The following is a 15,743-nucleotide window of genomic DNA, read 5'->3' on the forward strand; positions in this document are numbered from 1 at the left end:
TCTTGACGAACGGATGATAGACACACACCGCGCCGGGCAAAATCCGCAAGCCGCCGATCCCCAAGCCCTCGACGATATCCCGCCGCAGCGGGTTGCGCGCCTTGGCGCAGAGGCGTTCCACCCGCCCATCGGTATCGTCGGAATTGAGCGTGGTCAGGTCCATCAGCGTGATGGCCTTGAGCAACCAAGCCAGTTGATAGTCCTTCTTGACCGTCCGACGCGCGCCGATGCTGCCGGCGCGGCGTTCCAGCGCTGAACGGTTCATCCGCACCCGGCCGACCCAATCGAGATCGAGTGGAAAGCCCGGATTGCGCTTGTGGCTCGCGTCATGCTGCGTGTTGTCGACGACCTTGAGGCTCATAGTTCCTCCACCAGCGCGGGGATGAGTTTTCTCAGTTTTTCCGCGCCTTGCACTGCCATGGTCTTGGTATGCTCATGGCTGATATTTTCATTCGAAAGCCCGGCGCCCATATTGGTGATGGACGAGCAGGCCCACACTTTCAGTCCCAGGAACCGAGCCAGAATGACTTCGGGCGCCGTCGACATGCCCACGGCATTGGCGCCAAGCCGGATCGCCATCTGGATTTCGGCGACGGTTTCGAAGCTGGGGCCGGAGTACCAGAGATAAATGCCCTCATTGAGGCGAATGTCCAGCTTCTCGGCGAGGCCCTTGGCCTTGGCGCGCAGGTCGGGCGCGTAGCAATCCACCATGTTGACGAAACGCCGATCGGTCGGCTCGCCGATCAGCGGGTTCATGCCCGCATAGTTGATGTGGTCGGAAATCAGCATCAGATCGCCCGGCCGGAAGCGCTCATCGAGCGAGCCGGCTGAATTGGTCAGCAGCAGCGTTTTCGCGCCGAGATCGGCCATGGTCTGTAGCGCCGGCAGCATGGCAGCAGCGTTGCCGTGCTCGTAATAATGCTCGCGTCCGGTCAGGATGGCGATCCGCTTGCCGCCCATGGTGCCGATCAGGAGGTCCCGGCCATGCCCGGACACACCGCCCGAAGGAAAACCCTTGAGGCTGGAAAACGGGATGGTGACCTTATCGGTCAGCTCATCGCCCAGCGCCGACAGGCCTGAGCCCAGCACGATGGCGGCGGCGATCGGCTCGCTGCCGGCGATCTTGTGGATGGTCTTGAGAGCTTTGCTCATTTCCCCAAAAACTCCGGGCCGAACGAATGGGGCAGCAATTGTTCCAGCGTGCAGACCAGCGCCTCGCCTTCGACGCCGTGCGAAATCACGGTGGCGTCGAGATCGGCGAATTCGCGGATGCGCTGGCGGCAGCCACCGCAAGGGGTGACGGGCGCCGAACCGGGTCCCGTCACGTAGATGCGGGCGATGCGCTTGCCGCCGCCCGCGATCATGGCGGCGATGGCCGAAGTTTCGGCGCAACTGCCCTGGGGATAGGCGGCGTTCTCGATATTGCAGCCCGAATAAATCTGTCCGTCATCGGCCAGGATGGCGGCGCCCACCGAGAATTTCGAATAGGGCGCGTAAGCCTTGGCGCGAATGGCTTCGGCGGCCTCGTAAAGGGCCTTGTCCGTCGGAGTCTGTGACATCGCTCGTCCTCTGCGCCTTGGGGCGCTTAACGTTCCTTGGTGTAGGGAATGCCCGATGCCTTTGGCGCAACTGCCCGACCGATGAACCCTGCGAGCAGGATGATGGTCAGGATATAGGGCAGCGCCTGAATGGCCTGCACGGGCACCTCGCCGATCACCGGGAACTTGATGCCCTGCAGGCGGAACTGCATCGCATCCAAAAACCCGAACAGCAGGCAGACCAACAGCGCCGGCCAGGGTTTCCACTTGGCGAAGATCAACGCCGCCAGCGCGATATAGCCGCGCCCGGCGGACATGTTGTTGTTGAACCCGGCCGATTGGGCGATCGACAGATAGGTGCCGCCAATGCCCACCAGCACGGCCGTGATGATCAGCGCCTGATAGCGCAGCCAGCCCACCGACATGCCGGCGGTATCGAGCGCCTTGGGGTTTTCACCCACGGCGCGCAGCCGCAGCCCGAATCGGGTCTTGAACAGCACGAAGGCCGTCACCGGCACGGCGATGAACGCCACATAGGTCAGGATATTGTGGCCCGATATCAGTTCCCAATAAATCTCGCCGATGATCGGCACGTCCTTGACCTGTTCGGCAAACGGCAGCGTGATCGGGTTGAAACGCTGGTCGGCGCTGAGCTGGGGCGTGAAGCCGCCGCGATGGAACCAGCTCTGGCCCAGGAACGTCGTCAGGCCCGCCGCGAGGAAATTCAGCGCCACGCCGGAAATGGTCTGGTCGCCCTTAAGGTTGATCGAGGCGATGCCGTGGATGGCCGACATGCACAGCGCCACGCCGATGCCGGCAAGCAGGCCCAGCCAGGGTGAACCGCTGACAGCCGCCATGGCGGCCGCCGCAAAGGCCGCGCCCAGAAGCTTGCCCTCAAGCCCGATATCCACAATGCCCGAGCGCTCGGAATAGAGCCCCGCCAGGCACGCCAGGATCAGCGGCACCGCCAGCCGAACGGTCGAATCGAATATCAGGACCAGATCGTTGAAATACTGCATCATCCGCCTCCGGCCGGGCGCTGCCATCGCGCAAAAAGTTTCTCCAGCGGTATCCGCAGCATGTCCCCCATGGCGCCGGTGAACAGGATCACCAGGGCTTGGATGGTCACGATCATTTCGCGGGTAATGCCGGGCATCGAAAAGGCCAGTTCCTGCCCGCCCTGATAGAGCGCGCCGAACAGCAGCGAGGCCAGGGCCACGCCCACCGGATGGGCCTTGCCCATGAAGGCCACCGCGACGCCCACAAAGCCGGCCCCGGCGACGAAATTGAGGATCAGCCGGCCCTGCACGCCGCCCACATTGTTGACCGCCACCATGGCGGCCAGAGCGCCAGACAGCGCCATCGTGGTCATGATCATGCGCGAACTGGAAATGCCCGCATAGCGCGCCGCCGTCGGGTTGCGGCCAAGCGTGCGCATGGCGTAGCCAAACTTGGTGCGCCAGACCAGCCAATAGACGAAGAACAGCGCCACGATGGCCAGGAGGAAGGTCAGGTTGACGGGCGAATTCTTGAACAGGGCAAGGAATTCGCGCAATTGCGGCACGCGCGAAATCGCCTGGATTGGCGCGCTTTCGTCGGAATCGACGCCGGCGGGCTTGAGGATCTTGGTGATCACATAGCCCATCAGCGAGATGGCGATGAAGTTGAACAGGATCGTGGTGATGACGATATGGCTGCCGCGCTTGGCCTGCAGATAGCCCGGGATAAAGGCCCAGAACGCCCCAAACAGGCCGCCGGCAATGATCATCAGCGGGAACATCAATGCCCAATGCAGGCCGTTGAACAGCAACGCCACAATGATAACGCCCAGGCCCGCCACATAGGCCTGCCCCTCGGGCCCGATATTGAACATGCCGGCATGGAAGGCCAGCGACACGGCCAGGCCCGCGAAGATGAAATCGGTGGTGTAATACAGCGTATAGCCGAAGCCGCTGCCATAGCCGAAGGCGCCGTAGATCATGTAGCCGACCGCATCGAGCGGGTTCTGGCCGACCGACAGCACGATCAGCCCGCCGATCAGGAAGGCCAGCACGACGTTGAGCACTGGCAGCAGCGCCACATCGACCCAACGTGGCAAGGGGACGCGCACGCTCATTCGTCCAACCCCGACTTGTCCTTGTTATCCTGCGGGCTCATTTGCGTGAGGTTCTTCTCGATCAGGGTTTCATGGGCCGGCACGGTGCCAGGACCGGCATCGGGGGCGTGGCCGTCCTTGGTAACGCCGGCCATCAACAGGCCAAGCTCACCCTCATCGGCCGTTGCCGGATCGGCTTCGCCAACGATATGGCCGTCGAACAGCACCAGGATACGGTCGGAGAGCGAGCGAATTTCGTCCAGCTCCACCGAAACGAGCAGGATCGCCTTGCCGGCGTCGCGCATCTTGATGATCTGGTTATGGATGAATTCGATGGCGCCGATATCGACGCCGCGCGTCGGCTGGCCGACGATCAGCACATCGGGGTTGCCTTCCATCTCGCGCGCCAGCACGATCTTCTGCTGGTTGCCGCCGGAGAAATTGGCGGTCTTGAGGTCCGAATTGGCGGGGCGGATATCGAACTTGGCGATACGCTCCTTGGCCTCGGCCTTGGCCTTGGCGATATCGAGGCCGGGTCCTTTGCCATATTCGTGGTGATAGCCAAGGATGGAATTTTCCCATTCCTGGAACACCGTGACCAGACCCATGCGCTGACGGTCTTCGGGCACATGCGCCAAGCCGGCGAGGCGGGCACGGTGGGCGCCGTCATCGCCCCGCAAGGAGAGCGGTTCGCCATTGAGCATGACCGTGCCGAGCAATTGGTCGCGCATGCCGGAAATGGCTTCCAGCAATTCGGACTGCCCATTTCCCGAAACGCCCGCAATGCCGACGATCTCGCCGGCGCGCACGGAAAAGCTGACATCCTTGACGCGCGGAATGCCGAAATCGTCGGTGACGACGAGGTTCTGCACTTCCAGCATCACCTTGCCGGGCGCGGCGGGGCCTTTTTCCACGCGCAGCAGCACGCGGCGGCCCACCATGGCCTCGGCCAGTTCGGGCGGCGAGGTTTCGGCGGTGACCAGCGTCTTGACCATGGCGCCCTGGCGCATGACCGAGACTTCATCGGTGATCGCCATGATTTCACGCAGCTTGTGCGTGATCAGGAGGATGGTCTTGCCCTCATCGCGCAGCGTGCGCAGGATGCGGAACAGATGGTCGGCCTCGGCTGGCGTCAGCACGCCAGTGGGCTCGTCCAGAATGAGGATTTCGGCGCCGCGATACAGCGCCTTGAGGATTTCCACGCGCTGCTGCTGGCCCACCGAAAGGTCCTCGATGATCGCATCGGGATCGACTTCCAGGCCATAATCGGTGGCGAGGCGCTTGAGCTGCGCGCGCGCATGGCTCAGCGTCTTGGCGAGCAGCGGGCTGTCTTCGGCGCCGAGCACGACGTTTTCGAGCACCGAGAAATTTTCGACCAGCATGAAATGCTGGTGCACCATGCCGATGCCAAGCGCCAGGGCGTGGCGGCTGTCGGTGATGGTCTGCGGCTTGCCGTTGACGAGAATTTCGCCGCTGTCGGCAGTGTAAAAACCATAGAGGATCGACATCAGCGTCGATTTGCCGGCGCCGTTTTCGCCCACGATGCCATGCACGGTGCCGCGCCGCACGATCAGGTCGATATCCCGATTGGCGTGGACAGCACCGAAATGCTTGTTGATGCCGCGCAATTCAATTGCGGGCGCCAAAGCAGCGGCTGTTTCCAGCCGCTGCTTCGATGAGGTCTGGGTTGCCATAAGGCGACTAAACCTGTGCTGCCATCAGACCGGGCAAGCCTTGTCTTCGCGGAAGTCGTGCACCTTGAGCGTGCCGGCAACGATATCGGCGCGAGCCTTGTCAACCGCGGCGGTCATTTCCGGAGTGATCAGGGCCTTGTTGTTGTCGTCGAACGCAGCGCCAACGCCGTCTTCGGCCAGGCCCAGGTTCAGCACGCCGGCAGTCCACTTGCCGTTCTTTTCATCCATGAAGGCATTGTAGGTGGCGACGTCGACGCGCTTGGTCATCGAGGTCAGCACGTTGCCGGGATGCAGGTAGTTCTGGTTGCTATCGACGCCGATGCCCCACTTGCCGGCATCAGCCGCAGCCTGCAGTACGCCCGCACCAGCACCGCCGGCGACCTGGTACAGCACGTCCGCGCCCTGATCGAGCTGGCTCTTGGCGACTTCGGTGGCCTTTGCGGGGTCGTTGAAGGCGTCAAAGCCCGAACCGATATAGGTCTCGAGCACCTTGATGTCGGGGCGGGCAGCGTGGGCGCCCTGCTTGTAGCCGCAAGCAAAGGCTTCCAGCAGGTCGAGATTGAAGGCCGGGATCACGCCGATGGTGCCGCTTTCGGACTTCATGGCGGCGAGCATGCCGACGAGGTAGGAGCCTTCCTGTTCCTTGAACAGCACCGAGCGCACGTTCGGCAGATCGACGACGGCGTCGAGAATCACGAAGTGCAGATCGGGGAATTCAGGCGCCACGGCCTGCAAAGCCGTCACGAAATTGTAGCCGGGGGTAACGATCGGCGAGTAGCCGCGCGAAGCGAACTGGCGCAGGGCCTGCTCGCGCTGGGCGTCATTGGTGATTTCGAATTCGCCGTAGGTGCCGCCGGTTTCCTTCTTGTACATTTCGGCGCCGTTATAGGCGGCCTCGTTGAAGGATTTGTCGAACTTGCCGCCGCCGTCATAGATCACGGCCGGATCGGCAAAAGCGGCGCCTGCTGCGATGGCGCTCAGTGCGACGCCGCCGGCAATGGCCTTGGTCAAAGAAGTCAGTGTCATTGGATGCTCCCTGTATCGCACATGAGCGTTGGAGCGTGGCTCCAGCGGACAATCCCCGTGCGCTGACTGGCGATACAATCGTGCAAACGTTCGCCCCGCAAGAGGAAAAGCAGCAAATTTTTCCGGATGGTCAAAATTTGGGCGGGAGTACGCCGCGGCGCGGCAGGCAGACCGAGTCTAGAACCAGGCCATGATGCGCGCGAACAGATCGGCCAGATTGCCGTCGGCGGAGAACACCGCCAGCATGGCAGCCAGCGCGATGGCGAACAGGGCAATGGTATCTTGAGTGCGGTCGGTCATGTCACATCGATTGGCTGGCATTGCGGGGAAAGCGTTAGCTGTTTCCTAACCCAACAAAGCGGGACCAATCGTGATGCTTTTGAGGCAGATAGAGGCGTGGTTAGCGCTGTGTTAACGGCGCTAACCGACGATCTCAAAGAGGAGAAGCCATGCCTTGGATTTTAGGACCCGCCGCCGGCATTCTGCTGGCGATGCTCACTCCTGTGGCGGCAGCGGCGGATGACGCGCTTATCCGCCAACTGATACTGCTGAATTTATACGACCGGCTCATCGTAGAATGCGACGTTGGCGCGGGGTCGGAGTATCAGAAGTTTTTGCGGGATGCCCTGGTCTTGGCGGAAGGCTATGCTGAGCCGCACGATGTGACAGGGGCGAAGGCGGCCGCTGGCCGAATGCATCTTGATTGCGCGCCTGACAGCCTGCATATGCGGCGAATGTTGCGGGCGATGCGGCAATTCAGCGAGAACTGACCCGGACGATCATTCGGACGGCGGCGGCAGCGGCGTCACCGTGGCGCCCATTGCCTCGCCAAAACGCTCGAAGAAGCCGTCGATGACCTTTTGCGCCGAGTTGCCGATGATGGCCTTTCCCAGCCGCATGATCTGGCCGGACGCGCCGCCGGTGGCGGCGAATACCAGTTCGGTTTCATCGCCAACGTCGCGCAGCACGATATCGGCCGAGCCCTCCGCCAGTCCCAATAGCCCACCCTTGCCCTTGCCGGTCAGCGTGTAGCGCTCCGCCGGCACGATGCCGGACAGGCTCAGCCCGCCTTTGAACACCGGGTGGACCACCCCGAGATTTACCTTGATCTCAAGGTCCAACGCGGTTTCCCCCGCCCAATCGATGCGGTGGCAGCCCGGAATCGCGGCCTTGAGCACCTCGGTATCATTGAGCGCCGCCCACACCTGTTGGCGCGGCGCGGCGACATGGTAGCGGCCCCCGAACTCCATCAGCGCGAGCCTGCCGCGACATGGTTTTGGCCCATCTGTGGCAGCGCCCCATTGTGGCCCGAAAGCCCGGTTCTACATTTGCCCGCCATGTGGTGCCATCTCGCTCTTTACGTGCGGCTTTTTCGCACCAATATGAGCTAAATAGTTGGGCCCGGAGGCAGTTGCAATTGTCAGTGCGCTGCCCAGCGGCAATCTATGAGCGCGCCAAGCGCATAACGCCTGTCCAAGGCGTTCACTACGGGGAGCGAAAATGACCGACGACACCGCCAATGCCACATTGAGTGCGACGCCGCCGACGACTGTTATCGCCGAACGCCCCCTGCAATACCTGGATAAAGCGGTCACCGCGATCCGCGACCTGGGCATCTGGCCCGAGCAGCAGGGCGAAGCGCCGATCACCGGCCTGCTCTCCCAGATCACCGAACTCGACGAAACCCGCGTGGTGCTGATCGGGCGCACGCTCAGCCAGGCCAGCGCCTTCAATGAAGTGGTGCGCGTGCAGATCGCCGCCATGAAGATCGGCGAACGCTACGAAGAGATCACCAAGGGATTTGATTCCATTCGTGATGACGCAAAGGGCATGGTCGACCAGCTCTCCGACAACAAGATTGACCTCTTGGAGCGCGCCTCCAATGTGTGGATGAAGGTCAGCCGCGGCGATATCGCCCAGCGCTTCAACAAAATCCGCGACGTCTACCTGTCGGTCACCGCCGACACCAAGGACCAGATCGACCGCGAGCACACCATCCTCGAAGCCTATCGCGATTTCCGCGGCGCGCTCAAGCAGGCCGAGGTGATGGCGCTCGAAGTGCTGGAAACCGCCGAAAAGCGGCTGGCTGAAAAGAAGGCCGTGCTGGAAGCATCCTCAGCGGCCGTCGCGGCCTATGCGGGCACTGTGCCGGCTGAACGCGCACGCCTCGAAATGGATCGCGACGAGAAACTGCGCGACATGCAGAACGAAGAGGGTCGCTACCAGATCACCAAGGACCTCTCGGACAATCTGACGATTTCCTACAGCACCACCGAAGTGGTGATGGCGCGCCTGATGCAGACCACCAATGCCAAGGAACGCGTCTATCAGCAGTCGATCTCGTTCTTCTCGACCAACGAGACGGTGTTGACCGCCCTCTCCGCCTCGTTCACCGGCATGTTCGGCCTGCACGAATCCACCGAAACCCTCAACGCCATGAAGGAAGGGATGAGCAAGAGCCTCGAAACCCTCTCCGAGATCGGCGACAAGGTGCAGGAAGAAGCGATCAAGGCCGGCTACGGCCCCACCATTCGCGCCGACGCGGTCAAGAAGCTGCTCGACAGCGTCATCAACTTCCAGGAACGCAGCCGCACCATCATCAACGAGATGCGCGTGGCCTCGACCAAGAATTCGGCCGAAATCCGCGACGCGGTCGAGGATGGCAAGCGGCGCTTGGCAGTGCTGGCCGCCGAGGGCAATGCGCTCCTGCTCGAAACCAAGTCCTGAAGGAACACCCCGATACGGTGACCCACGACGATGAGTGACGTGACGGCCAAACCGGCGGCGCCGCTGGACGAAATCATGCTGGCGATGGACGTGGTGGATACACTGCGCCATCGTCAGGATTTGGCGACGCGCGAGCTTGACGGGGTCACCCGCGAGCAGCAGTTGATCGACAAGCTGCGCGCGATTTACCACCAGCAGGGCATCGAGGTCACCGACGACATCCTCAAGGAAGGCGTTTCGGCGCTGGCCGAAAGCCGCTTCGTCTACGATCCCCCCAAGCCCAGCTTCGGCGCCACCGTGGCGCGGCTCTATACCAGCCGCGGCAAATGGGGCCGGCCGGTGGTCGGCGTGGTTGTGGCGCTGGCTGTGTTCCTGGGTGGCTATTACCTGGTCTACAAGCCGTATCAGGCCAACATCGCCGAACAGGCGCGCGTCGAGCTGGTCGAAGGCCTGCCGGCGCAGATGGACGCTATCTACCAGACCATTTTCGAAGAGACCAAGGTGCAGCAGGCCGTGGTCCAGGCTGAAGACTGGCGCACCCGCGGCAAGGCCTATGCGGCCGAAGGCAATCGCCCGCAAGCCGAGGCGGCGCTGGGCCATCTGACGGCTTTGCGCGACCAGTTGCGCCAACAATATACCCTGCGCGTGGTCAACCGACCCGGCGTGCAATCGGGGGTCTGGACCATTCCCCAGGTCAACACCGCCGCCACCAATTATTACATCATCGTCGAGGCCATCGATCCGGACGACCAGGCGCTGTCGCTGCCCATCCTCAACGAGGAAACCGGGCAGACCGAAACCGTCGCCATGTGGGCGCTCCGGGTGCCCGAAAGCGTTTACAATGCCGTCGCCGCCGACAAGCAGGACGATGGCATCATCCAGACCAACGAGGTTGGTCGCAAGTCCGATGGTTTCCTCGATGTCGAATATCTCATGCCCACATTGGGTGGCGCGTTGACGCGGTGGTAGAGCAATGAGCATCCGCGGACCCGAAGCCCTCGCCTCGCTCGATGAAGCGATGCGCGATATCCGTCGCGAAGAGGATGAGATCAGTAAGCGCCTCGCCCGTTCGGCCGAGCGCATTTCCAAGATTCGCGAGACCGAGGCCGAGCTGTTCCGCCAACTGGCGCAATTGCGGCTCGACCCCGCCATCCAGACCGAATTGGACGGACGTATTTCGCAGGCCGAGATCAAGGCCCGCGAAATGATGAGGGCGCATGCCAAGGATTTGAGCCAGTCCGAGAAGGACCTGGCGGCGATCGATGCCGGGCTGGTCCAGTCGACCGAGAACCGCGGCGCAGCGCTCAAGGAACTCGATGCGCGGCAAGCCGAGCTCAAGGCGCTGGCCGCCAGGATCGGCGCCAGCATCGCCAAGGAGCCCGGCTTTGCGGCCAAGCGCAAGGACGCCACCGAACTGGCCGATGTGGCCGCCCAATCGATGCGCAAGACCGAGCAGGCCGAGGCCGACCGCGAGCAGAAAGGCCGCCCTTATCGCGACGACGGGCTGTTCATGTATCTGTGGGAGCGCGGCTATGGCACCAGCGGCTACCGCGCCAACAACCTGATCCGCTATCTCGATAGTCTGGTCGCCGGCCTCGTCAAATTCGAAAAAGCCCGGCCCAACTTCGCCATGCTCAACGAAATCCCGCTGCGCCTACGCGAGCATGCCGAGCGGCAGATCACGCTGGCCAAGCAGGCCGAGGCCGAGGCCGATGCGCTGGAAACAGAGGCCATCGACGCCGCCGGCGGCAAGCCGATCCGTGACGCGCTCGACGCCATCCAGGCCCGCATTGCGGCCATCGATGCCGAAATCGTCGCCGCCGAAGACAAGCGCGACGACACCGCCAAGGCTTTGGCGAGCCTTTCGGAAGGCAATGACCCCGCTTTCGCCGAAGCGCTTGCCGCGCTCGCCGCCGGTCTCGGCCGCGAGGATATCCAGACCCTACTGGCCGAGGCGCGCCTGACCCGAACCGGTCAAGACGATACCATCGTGGCGCAGATCGACGACGCCCGCGCCCGCATCAAGGACGAGGACAGCGAAACGCTGGAACAGAAGGACCGCCTCAAGACCTTGGCGGCCCGCCGTCGCGAGCTGGAAGACATCCAGTGGGAATTCAAGAAGCAGCGCTTCGACGATCCCCGCTCGACCTTCCGCGAGGATCGTCTCGTGGGCGACCTGCTCAACGATTTCCTGCGCGGTGGCATTTCGGCGGCAACCTATTGGGGCCAGTGGCAGAAAAGCCAGAACTGGCAAGCCGGCACCACCGATTGGGGCGGCGGCGTCGGCCTGCCCAACAATGGGCGCAGCAATTCGGGCCCCTGGTCCGGCAATGGCGGCGGCTTTGACTGGCCCGATTCCAGTATCGGCGGCGGCAAGTCCAGGTCCAGCAGCGGTGGCTTCAACTGGCCGAGCAGCGGCTCATCCGGCTCCCGCCCCAGTTCCGGCTCCAGCGGTGGCTTCTCCCGCCCCCGCACCGGCGGCTCGCAAGGCACCCGCAAGGGCCCGACGGGGTTCAAGACCGGCGGCGGTTTTTAGCGGCTACGGCCTAGCGAACCTTGCTTGAACGCCTGGCATCCCACCCACGGCGTCACCCGGCGCAGGCCGGGGCCCATCTCAAGAGTCAGGCCCGCCGCAAGGTTGCCGTTACGGCGATCTAGCGGCGTATTGCATGATCTCGGGATAGATCCCGGCCTGCGCCGGGGTGACACCGAGTGTGTGGGACGATCGCCCGCAAGCCCAGCGCCCCTCTTTTGTTTGCACAAACCCACCCCGCCCACCGCCCTTTCCGCGGGCTTGACCCGCGGGCCACCCTCAACCCCGCATGCGCGACGAGAGGCCTGCGGATCAAGTCCGCGGGAAGGCAGGATGGTGCAATTCCCTTTCACCGCGGATTGATAAAATCAAACACCGCCTGCGCATTCCCCGTCTCGGTGGCAAAGCGAAGAGGCTTGACCCGTTCGACCAAAATCTCCCCACCAACCGCTCTGGCCAGCAGTTCCATGGTCTCGGCCAGATAGGCATCGAGCGGCATCGCATTGGGATCGTTGGCCTGATGCGCTCCCTGCAAGAACGTCTGCACATAAGGCGGCGCGATCTCGATGACCTCAACCTCCGTGTTTCGCAGCAGATACCGCAGCGACTGCGAATAGGAATGGATCGCCGCCTTGGTGGCGCTATAGGTCGGCGTCGATGCCTTGGGCACGAAAGCCAGCCCCGACGACACGGTCAGCACCGCAGCCTTGGGCTGACGCCGGAAATGCGGCAGCAGTGCCGCGATCAGCCGGATCGGCCCCAGCAGATTGGTGGCAACAGTGTCTTCGGCGATGTTGAGATAATCCCCGCCGATGACATCCTCGTCCACCATGATACCGGCATTGTTGATGACGGCATTCAGCGCCGGGTGCGCTGCGACCACCCGGCTGGCAAAGTCAGCCACATCCGCCTTATCGGCCATGTCGACCGTATAGCCGACCATGCCGGGATTTGCCGCAATGACCTCGTCCAGCGCCGACTGGCGGCGGCCAGAGATGATCACCTGATTGCCGCGCTGGTGAAATGCCTCGGCCAGGCCCCGACCGATGCCCGAGCCGCCGCCGGTAATGAGAATGGTGTTTCCGGTGATCTGCATGGCGATGTCCTTTCGTGTTGCGTGAAGGACAGATATGCCGCACACTCTCCATATGGAAGTAGGCTCCCGAAAGTTCGATACACACCCAAAAGAGAGTGTCCGTGACTAGCCCATCTGCGCCGCCAAAAATCTATCGCTGGTCGGAACGCGTGGCGATGGAACCGCTCGATCCGGCGCTGGAGGCCCTGGTGCGCAATGTCATCGGCCAGGTCGCCGACAAGTGGACCATGCTGATCCTCGAGACGCTGGACGAGCACGGCACAGTCCGCTTCACCCAGATCGGCCGCCTCGTCGGCAACATCAGCCAAAAGATGCTGACCAAGACCCTGCGCCAGATGGAATATGACGGGCTGATCAAGCGCACCGTCCACCCCGTGATCCCGCCGCATGTCGATTACACCCTCACCGACCTCGGCCGCAGCCTCGGCGCCGCGTTCTGCGGTGTCTGGATGTGGGCAGAGGCGAATCATGCCGAGGTCGAAGCGGCGAGAGCGGCTTTCAAGGCGCGGAATAGCGAGGTTTAGGGCCGGTCGACATTCGTCTCAGGCCGAGACGAAAATGGCGGTTCGCGAGAACCGGACCGGAGCGTACGTCGGTACGTGAGGACCGGAAGCACAGGGAACCGGCATTTGCAGGCCGGCATCAGACGAATGACGATTGGCCCTAGTTCGCCTTCGCGGTCGCCATCAATTCCCAGACATTGCCTTCGCTATCCTCGAAATAGGCCGAATAGCCCCATTCCGATTGCGTGCCCGGCGTAATGATCGCCCCACCCGCGATCAGCACCTGGTCCAAAATCTCATCGACCTCTTCTGGGCTCTCCGCCGCATGGCTCAGCACGAATTGCGCGGTCCCGGTAATCGCGACTTCCTTGCCGGCGGTCTGGGCGATCTGCTCGCGTGGGAACAGCACGAAGGAAAAGTCATCGCTCATGAAGAAAGCGACGTGATCCTCGCCGGCCCCGATGCTGTCATCGGGCAGGTCGAACAGCGCCCGATAAAACGCGAAAGCGCGTTCGAGGTCATCGACCCCGATGGTGATGATATTGATCCGTGGCTGCATCGCAAGAACTCCAGCATGCTGACTGCAAACACCTTAGCGAAGGCGAGGCGGATTCGCATCCGCCCCGAACATTCAGCTCTTGGCCAGGAGGTTCCGCAGCTTGCCCAAAGCCGTCGCATTGGCTTCGCCATAAGCGATGGTACCCTCGAATTCGCCCTTGGTATTGAGCAGGAAAACCGAGGCCGTGTGGTCCATCGAATACTCGTCGCCCCCCAGCGGCACCTTCTCGGCAAAGATGCCCCAGGCCTTGATAATCTTGGCGATTTCCGCCGGATCGCCGGTCACCGCAGTGATGCGGTCAGACACCCAGCTCACATAATCGCCCAGCACAGAGGTGGTATCGCGCTCCGGATCGACGGTGACGAAATAGGCCCGCAAGTCCTTGCCATCATTACCCAATTCCTGAAACCACGAGGCCATTTCCGCCATGGTGGTGGGGCAAACATCAGGGCAATGCGTATAGCCGAAGAACAGCATTGAGGGGTGACCCTGGAACATAGTCTGGTCCACCGCCTTGCCGTTCTGGTCGACCAGCGAATAGGTGCCGCCGCCAAAGCTGCGCGCGGCTTGCGCTGGTTGGCGCAGCAGCAGTGCCGCGGCGCCAGCGGTCAAGCCCAGGGCGACTACCGCCACCCAGAGCCACAGACGAAAAGATCTGATCATCATCGGCCCCTAATGGTCCATGTGCATCGCCGAATCGGCGGCAGCGCCCAGCACCGGCACGTCGAGATCGACACTGCCCGCTTGCTCGAAAGTCAACGTGATCTTGACGGTCTGGCCCTCGACGAACGGCTGCTTGAGCCCCATGAACATCATGTGCAGGCCCGCGGGCTGGAAGGTTATCGTCTCGCCGGCCGGGATGACGACGCCGTCGGGGAGCTGGCGCATTTTCATGACGTCACCCTGCATCGACATGTCGTGGATTTGTCCGACATCGGCGGCGGAAGACGACACCGAGACCAGCCGGTCATCGGTCGTCCCATTATTGGTGATGGTCACGAAAGCCCCGCCGACCGGGGCGTTGGGCAGTGTGGCGCGGGCAAAGCCGCCGCTCAATTCGAGCGTGCCGACGACTACGGGAGCGCCCATATCATGGCCCTCTTGGGCGAAGGCAGCAGTAGATGACAGCATGACGATGGCCGCAACGGCGGCGCGGAAAAAGGTGCGAAGCATTGGATTTTCTCCAGAAAACAAAGAACTGAGCCGGCCAAAGGCCGAAAATCAGGCGATTGCCGGAGGGCCTCTGGGAGGCGCCGAAACGTTGAGGCGCGGCGCGATTAGATGGTGCGGCGGCTCGGCATAGGCGACCGACACCATCGTAGGCGCATCAACCGCGATCACCGCAAGGGCGGGCGCAACCAGTTGTTGCTTGCCGATGCTGGCAGCCGGGCACTTCGTGACGAGGCTCTTGCCCTCGCTGCGATCTGTGTCGGCAGAGCACAGGACCCAGCCAGTTTCCAAGGTCTGATAGCCCAGCGCGGCGAAGTCGAGCTGGGTGGCGCGGGCCTGATGCAGCGGCGTCAGGATGGTCAGCAGATAGAGCGCCAGCACGGCAAATGCCGTCCCGATCTCTTTGCTGAACCTGCGCGACGTTGACATGGCGTGACGTCTCCCTGCCTCCGCTCTAGTGCGGAAGCCGAGGCGGCTCAAGCTCCTTATTGTCGCAAGCCTCACATCGAGGGCGTGTAGGTATCGGCGCAGAGCGTGATGAAGCGCTTCATGGCCGCCGAAAGCGGACTGGATTTGCGGCGGGCCACCAGCAGTTGACGCAAGGCCCAGGGCTCGGCGAGCGGCGCGCAGATCAGGTCAGTGCCGGCCAGCAGGTGGAGGCTATTGCTGCGCAAAAAGCCGATGCCGAAGCCGGCCTCCACCATGCGCACCAGGGCCGGAAAGCTTTCGACCCGCACGGTTTCGCCCAAAGGCTTGCCGGCCCTGTTGGCCGCCTCGATCAACAGCCGGTCGAGCGAGCCGG

18 protein-coding genes and 2 pseudogenes are annotated in these 15,743 nt (G+C 62.7%); 5 read left to right on the forward strand and 15 right to left on the reverse strand.

Annotation, left to right across the window (positions count from 1 at the left end; all coding sequences use genetic code 11):
* The 8 genes and pseudogenes from JWP26_RS08295 to JWP26_RS08330 all read right to left on the reverse strand — a co-directional run.
* A pseudogene (locus tag JWP26_RS08295) lies at positions 1–361 on the reverse strand (deoxyribose-phosphate aldolase); the annotation flags it as partial.
* Positions 358–1,152, reverse strand: coding sequence for a purine-nucleoside phosphorylase (locus JWP26_RS08300; protein ID WP_299725648.1), 795 nt, complete (start codon positions 1,150–1,152; stop codon positions 358–360). The gene JWP26_RS08300 and the pseudogene JWP26_RS08295, both read right to left, overlap by 4 nt.
* Positions 1,149–1,559: a cytidine deaminase gene (locus tag JWP26_RS08305; RefSeq protein ID WP_299725651.1), complete on the reverse strand. Its 411-nt coding sequence runs from the start codon at positions 1,557–1,559 to the stop codon at positions 1,149–1,151. Before JWP26_RS08305 ends, JWP26_RS08300 begins: the two co-directional genes overlap by 4 nt.
* A 26-nt stretch (positions 1,560–1,585) precedes the next feature.
* Positions 1,586–2,557: an ABC transporter permease gene (locus tag JWP26_RS08310; RefSeq protein ID WP_299725653.1), complete on the reverse strand. Its 972-nt coding sequence runs from the start codon at positions 2,555–2,557 to the stop codon at positions 1,586–1,588.
* Positions 2,557–3,654: an ABC transporter permease gene (locus tag JWP26_RS08315; protein WP_299725655.1), complete on the reverse strand. Its 1,098-nt coding sequence runs from the start codon at positions 3,652–3,654 to the stop codon at positions 2,557–2,559. The genes JWP26_RS08310 and JWP26_RS08315 overlap by 1 nt, the downstream gene beginning before the upstream one ends.
* 122 nt (positions 3,655–3,776) lie before the next feature.
* Positions 3,777–5,327 (reverse strand): annotated as a pseudogene (locus JWP26_RS08320) (ABC transporter ATP-binding protein); the annotation flags it as partial.
* A 24-nt stretch (positions 5,328–5,351) separates the two neighbouring features.
* Positions 5,352–6,353 carry a BMP family ABC transporter substrate-binding protein gene (locus JWP26_RS08325; RefSeq protein WP_299725657.1) on the reverse strand — a complete coding sequence of 334 codons (1,002 nt, stop codon included), beginning with the start codon at positions 6,351–6,353 and terminating at the stop codon, positions 5,352–5,354.
* A gap of 177 nt (positions 6,354–6,530) precedes the next feature.
* A complete protein-coding gene (locus JWP26_RS08330) occupies positions 6,531–6,653 on the reverse strand; it encodes a hypothetical protein (protein ID WP_299725660.1) in 123 nt (40 codons plus the stop codon).
* A gap of 149 nt (positions 6,654–6,802) precedes the next feature.
* Between JWP26_RS08330 and JWP26_RS08335 the strand changes: the two genes are divergently transcribed.
* Positions 6,803–7,123, forward strand: coding sequence for a hypothetical protein (locus JWP26_RS08335; protein WP_299725663.1), 321 nt, complete (start codon positions 6,803–6,805; stop codon positions 7,121–7,123).
* Positions 7,124–7,132: 9 nt separating this feature from the next.
* Here the strand turns inward: JWP26_RS08335 and JWP26_RS08340 are convergent, their stop codons facing one another.
* Positions 7,133–7,603 carry an SRPBCC domain-containing protein gene (locus tag JWP26_RS08340; protein ID WP_299725665.1) on the reverse strand — a complete coding sequence of 157 codons (471 nt, stop codon included), beginning with the start codon at positions 7,601–7,603 and terminating at the stop codon, positions 7,133–7,135.
* Positions 7,604–7,853: 250 nt separating this feature from the next.
* On the opposite strand from JWP26_RS08340, the gene JWP26_RS08345 reads away from it, so the two are divergent.
* Genes JWP26_RS08345 through JWP26_RS08355 form a run of 3 tightly spaced genes read left to right on the forward strand, consistent with a single transcriptional unit; the run spans position 7,854 to position 11,616 of the window.
* Entirely contained in the window at positions 7,854–9,080 is a 1,227-nt protein-coding gene (locus JWP26_RS08345) for a cell surface protein (RefSeq protein WP_299725668.1), read from the forward strand.
* Between the two features lie 30 nt (positions 9,081–9,110).
* Positions 9,111–10,049: a DUF6384 family protein gene (locus JWP26_RS08350; protein ID WP_299725670.1), complete on the forward strand. Its 939-nt coding sequence runs from the start codon at positions 9,111–9,113 to the stop codon at positions 10,047–10,049.
* A 4-nt stretch (positions 10,050–10,053) separates the two neighbouring features.
* A complete protein-coding gene (locus tag JWP26_RS08355; protein WP_299725673.1) occupies positions 10,054–11,616 on the forward strand; it encodes a hypothetical protein in 1,563 nt (520 codons plus the stop codon).
* Positions 11,617–11,962: 346 nt separating this feature from the next.
* Here the strand turns inward: JWP26_RS08355 and JWP26_RS08360 are convergent, their stop codons facing one another.
* Complete coding sequence (locus JWP26_RS08360; protein WP_299725676.1) at positions 11,963–12,709, reverse strand: SDR family oxidoreductase; 747 nt, start codon at positions 12,707–12,709, stop codon at positions 11,963–11,965.
* A 155-nt stretch (positions 12,710–12,864) separates the two neighbouring features.
* Between JWP26_RS08360 and JWP26_RS08365 the strand changes: the two genes are divergently transcribed.
* Complete coding sequence (locus tag JWP26_RS08365; RefSeq protein ID WP_299725694.1) at positions 12,865–13,233, forward strand: helix-turn-helix domain-containing protein; 369 nt, start codon at positions 12,865–12,867, stop codon at positions 13,231–13,233.
* Positions 13,234–13,372: 139 nt separating this feature from the next.
* Here the strand turns inward: JWP26_RS08365 and JWP26_RS08370 are convergent, their stop codons facing one another.
* The 5 genes from JWP26_RS08370 to JWP26_RS08390 form a co-directional block, all read right to left on the reverse strand.
* Positions 13,373–13,771 (reverse strand): VOC family protein, encoded by a 399-nt coding sequence (locus JWP26_RS08370; RefSeq protein ID WP_299725679.1) that lies wholly within the window; start codon positions 13,769–13,771, stop codon positions 13,373–13,375.
* Between the two features lie 72 nt (positions 13,772–13,843).
* Positions 13,844–14,434, reverse strand: a complete 591-nt coding sequence (locus tag JWP26_RS08375) for an SCO family protein (RefSeq protein WP_299725682.1) — start codon at positions 14,432–14,434, stop codon at positions 13,844–13,846.
* 9 nt (positions 14,435–14,443) lie between these two features.
* Complete coding sequence (locus JWP26_RS08380; protein ID WP_299725685.1) at positions 14,444–14,944, reverse strand: copper chaperone PCu(A)C; 501 nt, start codon at positions 14,942–14,944, stop codon at positions 14,444–14,446.
* A gap of 48 nt (positions 14,945–14,992) precedes the next feature.
* Positions 14,993–15,370 carry a hypothetical protein gene (locus JWP26_RS08385; RefSeq protein ID WP_299725688.1) on the reverse strand — a complete coding sequence of 126 codons (378 nt, stop codon included), beginning with the start codon at positions 15,368–15,370 and terminating at the stop codon, positions 14,993–14,995.
* A 71-nt stretch (positions 15,371–15,441) separates the two neighbouring features.
* Positions 15,442–15,743, reverse strand: a 302-nt coding sequence (locus JWP26_RS08390) for a LysR substrate-binding domain-containing protein (RefSeq protein ID WP_299725691.1), incomplete at its 5' end; no start/stop codon positions are given.

Source organism: Devosia sp. (assembly GCF_028290435.1).
In the GTDB taxonomy this organism is placed as follows: Bacteria; Pseudomonadota; Alphaproteobacteria; order Rhizobiales; family Devosiaceae; genus Devosia.